The sequence below is a fragment of the Arthrobacter sp. NtRootA1 genome (assembly GCF_019976975.1).
In the GTDB taxonomy this organism is placed as follows: domain Bacteria; phylum Actinomycetota; class Actinomycetes; order Actinomycetales; family Micrococcaceae; genus Arthrobacter; species Arthrobacter aromaticivorans.
The window spans coordinates 3,657,261-3,670,084 of sequence record NZ_AP024630.1 but is presented as its reverse complement, the minus strand read 5'-3'; the positions used below and the strand labels follow the sequence as shown (position 1 = coordinate 3,670,084).

The following is a 12,824-nucleotide window of genomic DNA, read 5'->3' as shown; positions in this document are numbered from 1 at the left end:
ACCCTTCGTCAGGGATAAGGGCCGGCGGGCTCTGGCGTACACTAGTTGAAATCCGCATCTAACAAGGAGTTCTAGCGTGCCCAAGGAAAGTGGCCGTAAGGTAGTGGCCACCAATCGGAAGGCCCGGCATAACTACCATGTCCTGGATACCTATGAGGCCGGCATTGCGCTGATGGGTACCGAAGTGAAATCCCTCCGTGAAGGCCACGCCTCCATGGTCGACGGCTTCTGTACCTTCTACAATGACGAGCTGTGGATGGAGGGCATCCATATCCCTGAGTATCACCAGGGGAGCTGGACCAACCATGCCGCGCGCCGCCGTCGTAAGCTTTTGCTTCACCGCGAAGAACTGGACAAGATCTCCCAAAAGATCCGCGAATCCGGCTTCACCGTGGTGCCCTTGCAGCTTTACTTCCTGGACGGCCGGGCGAAGGTTGAAATAGCCATAGCGCGAGGTAAAAAGGACTACGACAAGCGCCAAACGCTTCGAGAGCAGCAGGATAAGCGCGAATCGTTGCGCGAACTGCGGGAGCGCAACCGCCGCTAGGTTCGAACGTAGATGCACCCGCCCAGGACTTGTGTCGCGGGAATGATCTTCCGGGTGCATGCGTTATGATGGATAGTCCGGTAGGGATTTTATCGCTTGATGAATGCCTTGCCGGTTTGGTAACAGAATACGGGGATGATCGGTTTCGACGATGTTAGTCGCGACAGGTGAAGCGGGCCGAGGATGCAGAATTATCTCGTAAACGCTGTCTGCAAACCAATAAGTGCCGAATCTAAGCGCACTGACTTCGCTCTCGCTGCCTAAGCAGTAAGACAGTCCGTCAGCCCGGGGTTGCTATCGCCCCGGTTCCTGGCGTCATTTAGATAGCCACTGCTGTTTGCCTTCGTCATTGAGGTAAACGGGACTTTTAGATGACTGGGCCCGGATCAGCCACCTGTTCGCAGGATGGCTGGGGCCGAGAAAATCCGACGCGAACTGCGCCCGGAGAAGCCCTGACAAAACGACATCGGACGGGGGTTCAATTCCCCCCATCTCCACCGGAAAGCCCTCGGATCCTAGTGATCCGGGGGTTTTTTCTTTGCCTGAACCTGATCGCACATACCGTTCACCCACGGCGTAGGGGAACGTGGACTAGCTGCCCTAACTTGGCCGTTGTACAGGGTAGGCACTGAACTGTACTGGACAGGACGTGCACGGCACCGCGGTGGCAGGAGGCATGTGATGAGTACCGAGCCAGAGTTTGAAATTCCGGATGACGGCCGGGATGCAGAACTTCCTACAGAGCAGGATGATGACGCGCCCTTGGATGCGTACTCACAGATCGTCATCCGGGTTGCGGACTCTGTCACTCCGCACGTCGCCGCTATTGAGATGACGAGTGCGCGCCGGAACGGGCAGCTGCGTGTGGGCAGTGGATCGGCTGTGGTCTTCACCGGCGACGGGTACATGCTCACCAATGCCCATGTGGTGGCGGGTATCCAGTCTGGAAGAGCGGTGTTTGCGAACGGCAAGCAGACCGACGTAGAGCTCGTGGGGGCGGACCCGTTGTCTGACCTTGCGGTGGTACGAGGCCTCAAACCCACGCCGCCACCCGCCATTTTGGGTAACGCCGATTCGTTACGTGTTGGCCAACTGGTGATCGCGGTGGGCAATCCGCTGGGCCTTGCGGGATCCGTGACTGCCGGCGTGGTCAGCGGCCTGGGACGTTCCATCCCTGTCCGTGCAGGGGAGCACCGGCGGGTGATTGAGGATGTCATCCAGACTGACGCTGCCCTTAATCCGGGCAACTCCGGTGGTGCCCTGGCCGACACCCGTGGCCGCATCGTGGGCATCAACACGGCCATTGCTGGACTGGGCCTTGGACTCGCCGTACCTATTAATAGGACAACCCAACGGATTATCGCCTCCCTGCTCAAGGATGGGAGGGTGCGCCGCGCCTACTTGGGTTTGGTGAGTACGCCGATCCCGCTCGATGCCAGTGCGGTGGTGCGGACTGGCCAGAAAGAGGGCCTCCGTGTGGTGGAGGTCATCGCCGGCTCGCCTGCGGAATTATCGGGGCTCCAGCCAGGGGACCTGGTGCTTCGGGCCCAGGGCAGGGCTGTATCAAGTGCAGAGAGTCTGCAGAAGTTGCTTTTTGCCGAGGCCATAGGCGAACCATTCCCCTTGACTGTGCTGCGGGACGGCAAAACGGTACAGCTAATGGCCGTTCCCTCGGAGATGAGCCAGCAATGACGAGCCAGCAACAATGAGCCGAGCCTAGGCCTGATCCTCGCGGACATCGACCACGCCCACAAAGCGGCTGCCGACGCCTTCATATTCGCTGCGCACGTCACCAAGGAACAGTTCCGGCAGTTCACTGTTCTTATGGTGCCCACAAAAGACGAACGAGAAGTTGGGCCACCATTTTTTGGGCCGCACCGCCTCTGAGTACCCGCACACTGCGCAGGTCAGATGCACCCAAACTGGCCGTTTGCCCGTCCGGTTGGCACGTGACTGGACCAGCCAGGCTGGTGGATTGTCCTGGAGGCTACGAAGTTCCGCTTCTGACAGCCGTGACGGGATGCCGTGGCGCTGGGCCATTTCCATGGAGATATCAAGGGCCAATGCTGCGTCACGTCTACTAATCACTGTTTAACGATACGGGACTTCGCCATGGACGAATGCCGCGTAAGCTGTCCACATGACGGACGCAGCGGCCTTGCTGCCGAGAACGCCCCTTCAAAAGCGCGTGCTCGTGGTGGCTATTGTGGCTTCTTTTATCGCCATCCTGGACGGCTTCGTGGTGAACCTCGCATTGCCGGCCATCGGGCGCGAACTCGGCGGTGGCCTGGTCATCCAGCAATGGGTGGTGGATGCCTATCTGTTGACCCTCGGGGCCCTCATCCTTGTCGCCGGTTCATTGTCGGACCATTTTGGGCGGGCGCGGATCCTCCAATGGGGGCTGGCGGGCTTTGCGCTGACCTCGGTGATGTGCGGCCTGGCATGGAACGGGGAGGTCCTGGTGGTATCCCGCGCACTTCAAGGTATCGCGGGCGCCCTCCTTGTGCCCAGTTCGTTGGCCATGATCATTACGTCGTTTTCGGGCCCCTCCCAGTCCAAAGCCATAGGCCAATGGTCCGGGTGGACGAGCGCCGCTGCCATCGTGGCACCACTGATTGGCGGAGTCTCCGTGGACCTGCTGTCGTGGCGGGTGATCTTCTTCATCAACGTCATACCTGCTGTCGCTATCTGGCCCATGCTTGCAGGCCTTCGCGCGTCGGATGCGGCCAGGGACAAGAGCAAGCGAATCGACTACCTCGGCGCCGTGCTGGCCATGATTGGGCTAGGTGGTCCCGTCTATGCATTCATTGAACAGGGCCGGATGGGTTGGATGAGCGTCCAGGTATGGCTGCCGCTCCTAGTCGGTGCCATGGCGATGGTGTTGTTCCTGGTCCACGAGGCCAGGACCAGGGAGCCGATGTTGCCGTTGAGGCTGTTTGCCATAAGGAACTTTGGTTGGGGCAACCTTGCAACGCTCGCGATTTACGGTGGGATATCGCTGGGATTCTTCGTCCTGGGCATCTATCTCCAGCAGGTTGGGGGCATGGGGGCTACCATCGCGGGAATCGCCCTGCTTCCGGCGACCGTCATCCTGATGCTGACTGCGTCCTACTTCGGTGGGCTGGCTGGAAAGTATGGTCCTCGATGGTTCATGACAGTGGGGCCGCTGTTATGCGGTGTGGGCTTTCTGATGTCCCTCTCCATCCAGGAGCCTCTGAATTACTGGACCCAAGTGTTGCCGGGGCAGATCGTCTTCGGCGTGGGACTTACCACTCTCGTTGCGCCACTCACCGCCGCAATTCTAGGCGCGGTACCGCAAGAGGAGGCAGGGATCAGCTCCGCGGTAAACAATGCCGTGGCACGTATCGCAGGTCTGATCTGCATTGCCTTTGCCGGCCTGATCGTTGGTCCGGTGTTTACACGGGAGGGCTTGTACAATGCCTTGATTGTCACAGCGGCCCTGTTCGTTGTCGGGGGCGTGGCGTCCGCCGTCGGGATCCGTAACCCGCTTACCGAAGCGGCAGTTACCGCTGACAGCGCCCCGGATACAGCGTCCGACGACGGCGGGTCGGCCGGCCAGCGCAGCTAGCCGATGCACTGTGCATAGTCAACGCGGCACAGTCAGCGCAGCACAGTCAGCGCGCGGGAAGCACGCAGCCTTCGTGGACTTCGGCGCTTTGGACCCAAAGTGCCGCTGTAACTTCGTCCGCGAGATCGAATTCGCGCCGCTGGGGTCCGCTGCCAATCCGGACCACCAAGGCTCCGCCGAATGGTTTGCGCCCCACCACCTCCACAGGAGCATCCAAGGTGATCTCTTCCGACGCGAGATAGCGAAGAAGATCTGGATTTTCGTCGCTGATTCGGGTGATGCGGCCTGAGTGGCCTTCGTCCAACTCGATCATGCGGTACGCGTGAGGGAGTTCCACCGATCCGTCAGCCGAAGGAATCGGGTCGCCGTGAGGATCCCGGAGGGGATGGCCAAGCTTGGCGGCCATGCGCTCGATGAAGGTATCGGACACCGCGTGTTCCAACATCTCAGCTTCATCATGGACTTCGTCCCAGCTGTAACCGAGTTCGTCAACGAGGTAAGTCTCAATCAGGCGGTGCCGCCGGACCATGGACAGCGCCAGTCGCATGCCCTCCGGAGTCAGCCTGATGGCACTGTAGGGTTGGTGGTCCACCAGGCCTTGGTCCTTGAGTTTGCGGACCATTTCAGACACCGAGGAATTGGCAACGCCAAGCCGCAGGGCAAGCTGCGAGGACGTAATCGGTTTGTCCTGCCACTCCGTATAGGAGTAGATGACCTTAACGTAGTCCTCGATCGAGGAGGAGGGCGTACTGGTCTTCACACACCTAGCCTACCGTGGCGGGACGCCGTGGATCTTGCGTGCCCGCCAGGTGGTCGTCAGGTACGGCAACCCAACTAGTTGGCCTGGGGTATGGCCGAGATGATCGAAGAGGTACCACTCCAGGTTTCCCATGACCTTTGCGCGGGTGGCTTCATTTGCGCGGAGGTAGTAGCTGCGCGATTTTGTGAGCTCCATGATGTCCTCCGGTGACACCGCGTCCTCCCAGCTGGTGAGATGGCTCTCCAAGTCCGTGAATTCCGGTCCGATAACTGGCCGGAAACCGGGCTTGTGCACATCTCCGGCGTGCATGATTCGTGACAACCTGTGAACCCAGGGCACGGAAGTGTCCAGCTGGTTCCAAATGAGGCCAAGGACTCCATAGGGACGGAGGATCCGGGCAATCTCTTTGCTGGCTTTCATCGGGTCACACCAATGCCATGCTTGGGCAACGCTGACGACGTCGAATGCTGAGTCCGCCAGCCCTGTGGCCTCGGCTGTACCCTCCAACACCTCAACGCCGGGATAGGACTTTCGAAGTTGCTCCAGCATGTCTGTGGAAGGATCGACGGCGGCCACCTGCAGGCCGCGTTCCACGAGCAACGCGGTGAATTTTCCTGTGCCTGCACCAATATCAGCTGCGGATTTCGCTCCAGGAGGAAGAAGCCAATCCACTGAGTCTGTGGGATATCCGGGCCGAACCCGATCGTAGTGTTCGCCGCCGTCCTGGAAGCTCTGGCCCAGTTCGTGGCGTCGCGTGGCATGCAGCTTGGGACCACCCGGCCTGCCAGCGCTGCTGGAAAGAAGGCTGCCGGAAACACTTCCGCCGGAATCCCGAGGGGAACGCACGGCCACGCACTGACTCCTTTACCGCGAACGCCATTTACCCTACGAATTTACCTCACGGGCGACAATGAAGATCCCGGCCTGGGCCAAGGCACCGCTGACCAAACTGTGGCAGTGTTTAGTCGATCGTGCAGGGTGCAGCCCCTGCGGTGCCCGGGGTGTTTGGTGCCCATTCCGGATAGGTGCGGTGGTCATTGGCCGGTACCCATCGGCCCTCATCCACTACATAGTCCCAACCGAGACCCGTGCGCTTGAGTTCTTCGATACCAGCGAGCAGTCGTGTGGCATCCTCCAGACGCGAGCCTACGCCGAAGCTGGCTCGCAGCGAGCCTGAAGGGAGGCCGAGCCGCTTGAGGAGGGGATGGGCGCAGAAGCGCCCGTCACGAAGTCCTACGCCGTGTTCGGCGGCGAGGTAGGCGGCGACCAGCCCGGCGTCGAATCCTTCCACGGAGAAGTTGACCACGCCGATGGTGTCCTCGGAGTCGCTGAAGATCCGGTGAACGGTCACGCCGTCGATTGCTTCAAGTCCCTGTACGAGGTATGAGCGGATGGCAGCTTCATGGGCGTGCCAGGCCTCTTGATCCAAGTCGGCGAGCACCTGCGTCGCACGGGCCAGTGTTGCCGCGCCGAGGACGTTGGGGGAGCCGCCCTCATGGCGTGCAGGACCGGAAGCCCAGCTGACCGAGTCCAAGCGGGCTTCACGAACGGCGCCACCGCCAGCAAGGTGGGGAGTGCCGGCGTCAAGCCAGTCAGGACGACCCACAACAACACCGGCGCCGAACGGAGCGTAGAGCTTGTGCCCGGAGAACACGATGTAGTCGACGTCTGCTGCGGCGATGTCGATGCGGCGGTGGGGGGCAAGCTGAGCGGCGTCCACCACAATCCGGGCTCCGTATTCGTGCGCAAGTGCCGCGAGCTCCGCGATCGGCAGGATTTCACCGGTCACGTTCGAGGCCCCCGTGACCGCCAGCAGTGACACGCCGCCTTGGCTGAGTTCCTCGCGGAGCTTGGCCACGGTAGCTGTCAGTGTCGAGGCAGCTACGACACTGCGGTGAGGGACACCCTGCCAGGGGAGGAGATTGGCATGGTGCTCGATGTCCAGGTAAAGGACCTCGCCCGTTGGCTTTCCGTCCAGCTGAGGGAGGCAGCCCGCCAACAGGTTCAGTGAGTCCGTGGTGTTCCGGGTGAAGATCACGGAATCGTCGGGACGGCCCCCAACGAACTCCCGGACGATGTCGCGGGAATTCTCGTAGACCGAGGTGCTGATCTGGGAAGCGTAGCCCGCGCCGCGGTGGACACTGGCGTAGTAGGGGAGGATCTCGTTGAGATACGCAGAAACGATTGTCAAGGCTGGAGCGGATGCTCCGTAGTCAAGGTTGGCGTAGCGGACGTGGCCACCCTGGATCAGGGGAGCTTGCAGCTCTGCACCTGTGACGGCGGCCAAGGGCCTGCCTGCAGCGGCTTCGTGCCTTGCTTCTTCGACCACAAGGGACGTCAGAACGGTGGAGTTGAACGTAGCAGTGCTCATGGGACCTCACTCAAGAGGGACCCCCTACGGGGATCCGCGCTTGCCGCATCCGTTCCGGACCGGCCGGGTCGTCACCCGGGGCACCCCACCGCGAATGGAGGGTTGCCGGCCAGCAAACCGGGGTTTAGCGCTGGCACTCGTGACCTGTAAAGAGGTTAGTTCACGCCTCTGGCCTGTTCCAAAGTCGCCCGCTTTGTTAAGCACATTGTTACGAAGGGTCTTCAAACTGGGCTTTGGGCGAAGAAAAGACGGCGGATGCCCCGAAAAGGAGGCACCCGCCGTCGAAAATTCTGTGCAAAGCCTGTTTGCTTGTTGGTGCTGCTGGGTCAGAGGAGGTCATCCAGGGCAGGGTTGAGCCGCTTGAGGACCTCTGAATGCAGGATGGAGTTGGTTGCCAGGGCGTTGCCGCCGAAGGGGCCGTCCTCGCCTTCCAACGAGGTGAACCGGCCGCCGGCTTCCGTCACAATGGGAACGAGTGCTGCCATATCGTAAAGATTCAACTCTGGCTCGCAGGCGATATCCACAGCCCCCTCGGCAACCAGGCAATAGGACCAGAAGTCGCCGTAGGCGCGCGTGCGCCAGATGTCTTCCGTCAGCCCCAGGAATTCGTCCAGATTGCCGCGTTCCTTCCAACCGGAGAGGCTGGAATATGACATTGAGGCATCCGCCAACCGCGACACGTTTGACACCTTGAGCCGGGTGGCTGAAGCCAGTGAGCGGCCCATATAGGCGCCCATGTCCTTTGCTGCCCACCAACGCTTGCCCAGCGCGGGAGCGCTGACAACCCCAACGACCGGCTCGCCTTCGTCAACGAGTGCAATCAGGGTGGCCCACACGGGAACGCCCCGAACGAAGTTCTTGGTTCCGTCGATGGGGTCGATGATCCAGCGCCGGGAGCCGTGGCCGCTGCTGCCGAACTCCTCGCCGAGGACGGCGTCACGGGGGCGGGAACGCGACAATTGGCCACGGATGGCTTCTTCCGCAGCCTTGTCGGCATCCGTCACGGGCGTGAGGTCAGGCTTGGTCTCGATCTGCAGATCCAAGGCCTTGAAGCGGTCCATGGTTTGGGCGTCCACGGAATCCGCCAGCACGTGGGCCAGTCGCAGGTCGTCGTTGTAGCTGGAAACGGGTTGGGTCATGCCACCAAACTATCGTGAAACGTTCCCCGCAGTTGGATCGTGGTGCACCGACACTTAGTTGACGGTACCGAGTTCCTTGGTCTCTTTCGCTTCCAAACGCGGGTCCGCGCCCAGCAGTCGCCGGAGCGAAGACAAGCGGGCCACTCCGGAAGGACCGGCATGTCCCTCGTTCACCCACGCGTCAAGTCCGCAATTGATGGCGCTGGCATCGTGCTTGCAACCGCGGTCGCAAGTTTCGGTGCCAGGTTCCAAATCGGGGAAGGAATGCAGGATGCGGTCGGGGTCCACGTGTGCCAGGCCGAAGGAGCGGATACCGGGTGTATCGATGATCCAGCTACCGGGAGGTGCGTCTGCCAGCTTCAGGGCCAACGCCGACGACGACGTGTGCCGGCCCCGCCCGGTGACGGCGTTGACACCACCGGTAGCACGCTCGGCTCCTGTGAGGGCATTAACCATGGTGGACTTGCCGACGCCCGAATGGCCCAGCATGACAGTCACTTTTCCATCAAGGTGGGCCCGCAATTCGGCAACGGCGCGGCTGTCCAGCCGCGCTGACAGTCCGTCGTCCGAGCGGGCGTCAATGCCGGACGCTTCATCGTCTGCCGTACGGCTGATGATGATGGGAAAGTCCAGGCTGAGATAGTTGGACAACAGCTCGGCAGGGTCCTTGACGTCTGCTTTGGTGACGAGCAGCAGGGGCTCGATACCGGCGTCGTAGGCTGCAACCAAGGCGCGGTCGATAAAGCCGGTTCGGGGCTCCGGATTGGCCGCGGCGACCACCACCACAAGTTGGTCTGCGTTGGCCACCACCACTCTTTCGATGGGGTCGGTATCATCAGCGCTGCGCCGGAGCAGCGTCCTGCGCTCCTGTATGCGGACCAATCGGGCAAGGGTATCCGGCTCTCCCGATACATCGCCCACCAAAGCGACAAAATCGCCGGGAACAACAGGGTTTCGTCGGAGTTCACGCGCGCGTGCAGCGATGATAATGCGTTCATCAGAGGAGTCTTCCCCAACGATGGCGGTGTATCGCCCGCGGTCCACCGTGATGATCCGGCCGATGACCGCGTCATCATGACTGGGGCGGTCCTTGGTGCGGGGCCTTGATCCTTTTTTGTTCGGACGGATCCGGACGTCGGATTCGTCCCAGGAGCTTGCGTCGCGGCCCATGGTCAGTTGCTGGCCTCACTGGTGACGGTTTCATCGTCGCCTGTGCCCTGCTGCAGCATGGCCTCCCACATCTGCGGAAATTCGGGCATCGTCTTGGACGTGGTGGCGATATCCTCCACCTGAACGCCCTGAACGGCGAGCCCCAAAATAGCGCCCGCTGTAGCCATGCGGTGGTCGGCGTAGCTGTGTACGACGCCTGGATGCAGGGTGGCAGGGCGGATAATCAGGCCGTCAGCTGTTTCTTCCGCGTCTCCGCCGAGCCGATTGATTTCAGCGGCCAGCGCGGCGAGCCGATCGGTTTCGTGGCCACGAAGGTGCGCGATGCCGGTCAGCCGTGAAGGACCTGTAGCCAGTGCGCACAGCGCAGCGACCGTGGGCGCGAGCTCACTGGTTTCGTCAAAATTGGCGCCTTTGATTTCCGGGCCACCCTTTACCGTGAGCGTACCGTTTTCCAGCGTTACAGTGGCACCCATCTCAACCAGGATGGTACGCCACAGGTCACCCACCTGGGTGGTTTCGGTGGGCCAGTTGGGGATCCGGACGGTACCGTGGGTTGCGAGGGCTGCGGCAAGGAACGGGCCGGCGTTGGAAAGGTCCTGTTCGATCCGCTGATCGAAGGCATGAATGGGGCCAGGTGCCACTCGCCAGTGGTTGGGCACCGAATCGTCCACCTTGACGCCGACTCCACGAAGGACGGCAACGGTCATATTGATGTGGTCCAGGCTGGGAACCGGCTTGCCGACGTGTTCCAGATGAAGGCCTTCGGTGAACCGGGCGCCCACCAGCAGCAAGGCCGAGACGAACTGGGACGATGCGCTGGCATCGATCACCAGGTGGCCACCCCGAACCTCGCCAGTGCCATCCACCGAGAAGGGAAGGGCCGACGGCGTCCTGCCGCCTTCGGTGGCGACAGGAACTCCGAGAGCGAGCAGTGCTTCGATGATGGTCCCCATGGGCCGCTTCCGGGCATGGGGATCGCCGTCGAACATGGTTGGACCATTGCGTAGCGCAGCTAAAGGTGGAACGAAGCGCATGACCGTACCGGCAAGGCCGCAATCGATGGAAGTCGCCGCCCCCGAAGCTGAAGGATCCATGGGCGTGATCTCAAGGTCCGGTCCATAATCGCCGTCGCCGGGTACCTCGGTAACGGTGGCGCCCAGTTGCCTGAGCGCCTGAATCATCAGCACGGAATCGCGGGAGTGAAGGGGGGCTCGCAGCCGCGAAGGGCCGTCGGCCAATGCTGCAAGGACCAGGAAACGGTTGGTGAGCGATTTTGAGCCCGGCACCGTCACTGTGGCATCCACTGGCTTGGTGGCGTACGGAGCCGCCCAAAGGGGCAGGGTTTCGACGGAGTGTGTTGGACCCGTGCTTGATGCGGTGGTACCTGTCATGCTTCCTTATGCTCCAACTGCGTTGTCAACGGCCTTGCGTACTGCTTTGTCTGCCCGTTTGAGCTGCTTGCCCGTGACCTTCCTGGCGTCGGCAGCCAGATGTTCGGCCCGCCATGCGAGGCTGGGGCGGCCTTCAGTATCGACAGAAGCCAACAAAACGCCGCCGGTAAGGGAAATGTTCTTCAGGAGTTGGGCCCGGCGTGCGCTCCGGCCGTCCTTGGTGCTGATGTCGGCTGAGCGCCACTCCACGTAGGAGTTCAGTGCCGACGTCAACGCCAGAACCGTTGCCGCGAAGCGGGAGAACTTGCCGAGGCCGAGCAGGGCGCCTGCACCCAGTTGTGCGCCGCCGATAACGCGGGCCAGGACCTTCTCATCTGTCGGGAAGGGCAGTGACTCCGATGCACGGCGAAGGACCGGCGACAGTTGCTTGGCAGTGTCGTCCGCGTTCTTGAGCTTGTCCAGACCTGCAATGACGAAGCTGGACGCGAGCATCGGCCGCGCGAGAAAACGGATAACAGACATGTCTTGCCTCCTGGATGGCTTGCCACGATATTCATGACGATATTCAATACGTGCTGTGTTCAAGGGGTGCAGTCTGCTCTAGTCTTGCATCTTTGCGGAATATTTACCCAGCGGCTGCCGTTGTGAACAAGAGGAACGGTGAAGACCGGGCCGCGGCAAGGCGTTGCCGCTTCGCTGAACGGAGTTGGTTTTTTGACCTTGGTTAGGGACCGTGTGGGTCTCCTGGAGCCCGGGTATCCTGCGCAGCCGGATTCCCGGAAGCTGACAGTAGACTTGGCAACGATGAGCACCATTGAACCGGCCGCAGCGGCCATGTACGAAGCAGCCGATCCGTCCGCGGAGGACGGCGCAGCAGACGCATCGGCACTGGCCGACGTCGATCTCGCCACGGAAACTCCCGAACAGCGGCGGGAGCGCTTCGAGCGCGACGCCATGCAGTACGTGGACCAGCTGTATTCAGCGGCAATGAGGATGGCGCGGAATCCCTCCGATGCCGAAGACCTCGTCCAAGAGGCTTACACCAAGGCGTTTTCGGCTTTCCACCAGTACAAGCCGGGGACCAACCTCAAGGCTTGGCTATACCGGATCCTGACGAATACCTACATCAACCTCTATCGGAAGCGGCAGCGCGAACCGCTGCAGTCCAACTCGGACACGATTGAGGATTGGCAGTTGGCAAAAGCTGAGTCGCACACCTCGTCCGGGTTGCGATCCGCAGAGGCTGAAGCCTTGGACCACCTGCCCGATTCCGACGTCAAGAGCGCGTTGCAGGCCATTCCGGAGGAATTCCGGTTGGCTGTGTACTTCGCCGACGTCGAGGGATATGCCTACAAGCAGATTTCCGAAATCATGAACACCCCGATCGGCACAGTCATGTCGCGGTTGCACCGCGGCCGCAAGATGCTGCGGGACATGCTGGCGGATTACGCCGCAGAACGGGGCTTCAAGGCCCACACCGAAGACCAGGCTGCGGCCGGGAGCAACAATCAGGAGAAAGAGCAATGAGCGACTGCCAGGGATTGGGCGATTGCGACGATACACGGATGCAGCGGATCTATGAATACCTCGACGGCGCATTGACGCGCGAGGACCTCACAGAGATCAAGCAGCACTTGGACACCTGCGAGGAATGTGCTGAGCAGTATGACCTTGAGTGCCTGATCCGCACCATGGTCAAGCGCTCGTGCACGGAGTCCGCGCCGGAGAACCTCAAGAACTCAATACTTGACCGGATCCACTCCATCAAGCCGGTGGAGGCCTGATCCAACGCCGCTGTTCCAGCAATGGGGCCAGGTAAAGCGCCCAAACGCCAGGGGCCCCGGAAACCGAATGGTT

At 61.3% G+C, this 12,824-nt stretch carries 13 protein-coding genes, 1 other RNA gene and 1 riboswitch; of the genes, 6 read left to right on the top strand and 8 right to left on the bottom strand.

Features of this window, described 5'->3' with window-relative positions:
• Positions 1 to 76 precede the first annotated feature (76 nt).
• The 3 genes from smpB (at position 77) to LDN90_RS16665 (ending at position 2,239) form a co-directional block, all read left to right on the top strand.
• Entirely contained in the window at positions 77 to 547 is a 471-nt protein-coding gene (smpB, locus tag LDN90_RS16675) for an SsrA-binding protein SmpB (protein ID WP_026540087.1), read from the top strand.
• A gap of 131 nt (positions 548 to 678) precedes the next feature.
• Positions 679 to 1,047, top strand: a transfer-messenger RNA (tmRNA) gene (gene ssrA, locus LDN90_RS16670).
• A gap of 181 nt (positions 1,048 to 1,228) precedes the next feature.
• Entirely contained in the window at positions 1,229 to 2,239 is a 1,011-nt protein-coding gene (locus LDN90_RS16665) for a trypsin-like peptidase domain-containing protein (RefSeq protein WP_223946400.1), read from the top strand.
• Positions 2,240 to 2,263: 24 nt separating this feature from the next.
• On the opposite strand, the gene LDN90_RS16660 is transcribed toward LDN90_RS16665, so the two are convergent.
• Positions 2,264 to 2,593 carry a hypothetical protein gene (locus LDN90_RS16660; RefSeq protein WP_216924171.1) on the bottom strand — a complete coding sequence of 110 codons (330 nt, stop codon included), beginning with the start codon at positions 2,591 to 2,593 and terminating at the stop codon, positions 2,264 to 2,266.
• Positions 2,594 to 2,687: 94 nt separating this feature from the next.
• Here LDN90_RS16660 and LDN90_RS16655 point away from each other — a divergent pair, with 94 nt between their 5' ends.
• The gene (locus LDN90_RS16655; protein WP_223946399.1) at positions 2,688 to 4,136 is read left to right on the top strand and encodes an MFS transporter; all 1,449 of its coding nucleotides are present in this window, start codon (positions 2,688 to 2,690) and stop codon (positions 4,134 to 4,136) included.
• Positions 4,137 to 4,182: 46 nt separating this feature from the next.
• Here the strand turns inward: LDN90_RS16655 and LDN90_RS16650 are convergent, their stop codons facing one another.
• The 7 genes from LDN90_RS16650 to LDN90_RS16620 all read right to left on the bottom strand — a co-directional run bounded on the left by LDN90_RS16650 (position 4,183) and on the right by LDN90_RS16620 (position 11,489).
• The gene (locus tag LDN90_RS16650; RefSeq protein ID WP_216923998.1) at positions 4,183 to 4,896 is read right to left on the bottom strand and encodes a metal-dependent transcriptional regulator; all 714 of its coding nucleotides are present in this window, start codon (positions 4,894 to 4,896) and stop codon (positions 4,183 to 4,185) included.
• A 9-nt stretch (positions 4,897 to 4,905) separates the two neighbouring features.
• Positions 4,906 to 5,661, bottom strand: coding sequence for a class I SAM-dependent methyltransferase (locus tag LDN90_RS16645; protein WP_223949315.1), 756 nt, complete (start codon positions 5,659 to 5,661; stop codon positions 4,906 to 4,908).
• Between the two features lie 196 nt (positions 5,662 to 5,857).
• A complete protein-coding gene (locus tag LDN90_RS16640; RefSeq protein ID WP_216923997.1) occupies positions 5,858 to 7,267 on the bottom strand; it encodes an aminotransferase class V-fold PLP-dependent enzyme in 1,410 nt (469 codons plus the stop codon).
• A 31-nt stretch (positions 7,268 to 7,298) separates the two neighbouring features.
• Positions 7,299 to 7,412: riboswitch (SAM riboswitch) on the bottom strand.
• A gap of 181 nt (positions 7,413 to 7,593) precedes the next feature.
• Complete coding sequence (gene hisN / locus LDN90_RS16635; protein WP_216923996.1) at positions 7,594 to 8,406, bottom strand: histidinol-phosphatase; 813 nt, start codon at positions 8,404 to 8,406, stop codon at positions 7,594 to 7,596.
• 54 nt (positions 8,407 to 8,460) lie between these two features.
• Positions 8,461 to 9,576, bottom strand: a complete 1,116-nt coding sequence (gene rsgA / locus LDN90_RS16630; RefSeq protein WP_223946398.1) for a ribosome small subunit-dependent GTPase A — start codon at positions 9,574 to 9,576, stop codon at positions 8,461 to 8,463.
• Between the two features lie 2 nt (positions 9,577 to 9,578).
• A complete protein-coding gene (gene aroA / locus LDN90_RS16625; RefSeq protein WP_223946397.1) occupies positions 9,579 to 10,967 on the bottom strand; it encodes a 3-phosphoshikimate 1-carboxyvinyltransferase in 1,389 nt (462 codons plus the stop codon).
• A 6-nt stretch (positions 10,968 to 10,973) separates the two neighbouring features.
• Entirely contained in the window at positions 10,974 to 11,489 is a 516-nt protein-coding gene (locus tag LDN90_RS16620) for a DoxX family membrane protein (protein ID WP_216923993.1), read from the bottom strand.
• Between the two features lie 192 nt (positions 11,490 to 11,681).
• Between LDN90_RS16620 and LDN90_RS16615 the strand changes: the two genes are divergently transcribed.
• The gene (locus LDN90_RS16615; protein WP_275964128.1) at positions 11,682 to 12,494 is read left to right on the top strand and encodes a sigma-70 family RNA polymerase sigma factor; all 813 of its coding nucleotides are present in this window, start codon (positions 11,682 to 11,684) and stop codon (positions 12,492 to 12,494) included.
• A complete protein-coding gene (rsrA, locus tag LDN90_RS16610; RefSeq protein WP_216923992.1) occupies positions 12,491 to 12,751 on the top strand; it encodes a mycothiol system anti-sigma-R factor in 261 nt (86 codons plus the stop codon). The genes LDN90_RS16615 and rsrA overlap by 4 nt, the downstream gene beginning before the upstream one ends.
• Positions 12,752 to 12,824: the final 73 nt, after the last annotated feature.

What these genes read in the sequence shown, in the direction of transcription:
- LDN90_RS16665 (WP_223946400.1), top strand. Translation starts at nt 1,229, where the DNA reads ATGAGTACCGAGCCAGAGTTTGAAATTCCGGATGACGGCCGGGATGCA.
- LDN90_RS16660 (WP_216924171.1), bottom strand. Translation starts at nt 2,593, where the DNA reads ATGGAAATGGCCCAGCGCCACGGCATCCCGTCACGGCTGTCAGAAGCG.
- LDN90_RS16655 (WP_223946399.1), top strand. Translation starts at nt 2,688, where the DNA reads ATGACGGACGCAGCGGCCTTGCTGCCGAGAACGCCCCTTCAAAAGCGC.
- LDN90_RS16640 (WP_216923997.1), bottom strand. Translation starts at nt 7,267, where the DNA reads ATGAGCACTGCTACGTTCAACTCCACCGTTCTGACGTCCCTTGTGGTC.
- hisN (WP_216923996.1), bottom strand. Translation starts at nt 8,406, where the DNA reads ATGACCCAACCCGTTTCCAGCTACAACGACGACCTGCGACTGGCCCAC.
- rsgA (WP_223946398.1), bottom strand. Translation starts at nt 9,576, where the DNA reads ATGGGCCGCGACGCAAGCTCCTGGGACGAATCCGACGTCCGGATCCGT.
- aroA (WP_223946397.1), bottom strand. Translation starts at nt 10,967, where the DNA reads ATGACAGGTACCACCGCATCAAGCACGGGTCCAACACACTCCGTCGAA.
- LDN90_RS16620 (WP_216923993.1), bottom strand. Translation starts at nt 11,489, where the DNA reads ATGTCTGTTATCCGTTTTCTCGCGCGGCCGATGCTCGCGTCCAGCTTC.
- rsrA (WP_216923992.1), top strand. Translation starts at nt 12,491, where the DNA reads ATGAGCGACTGCCAGGGATTGGGCGATTGCGACGATACACGGATGCAG.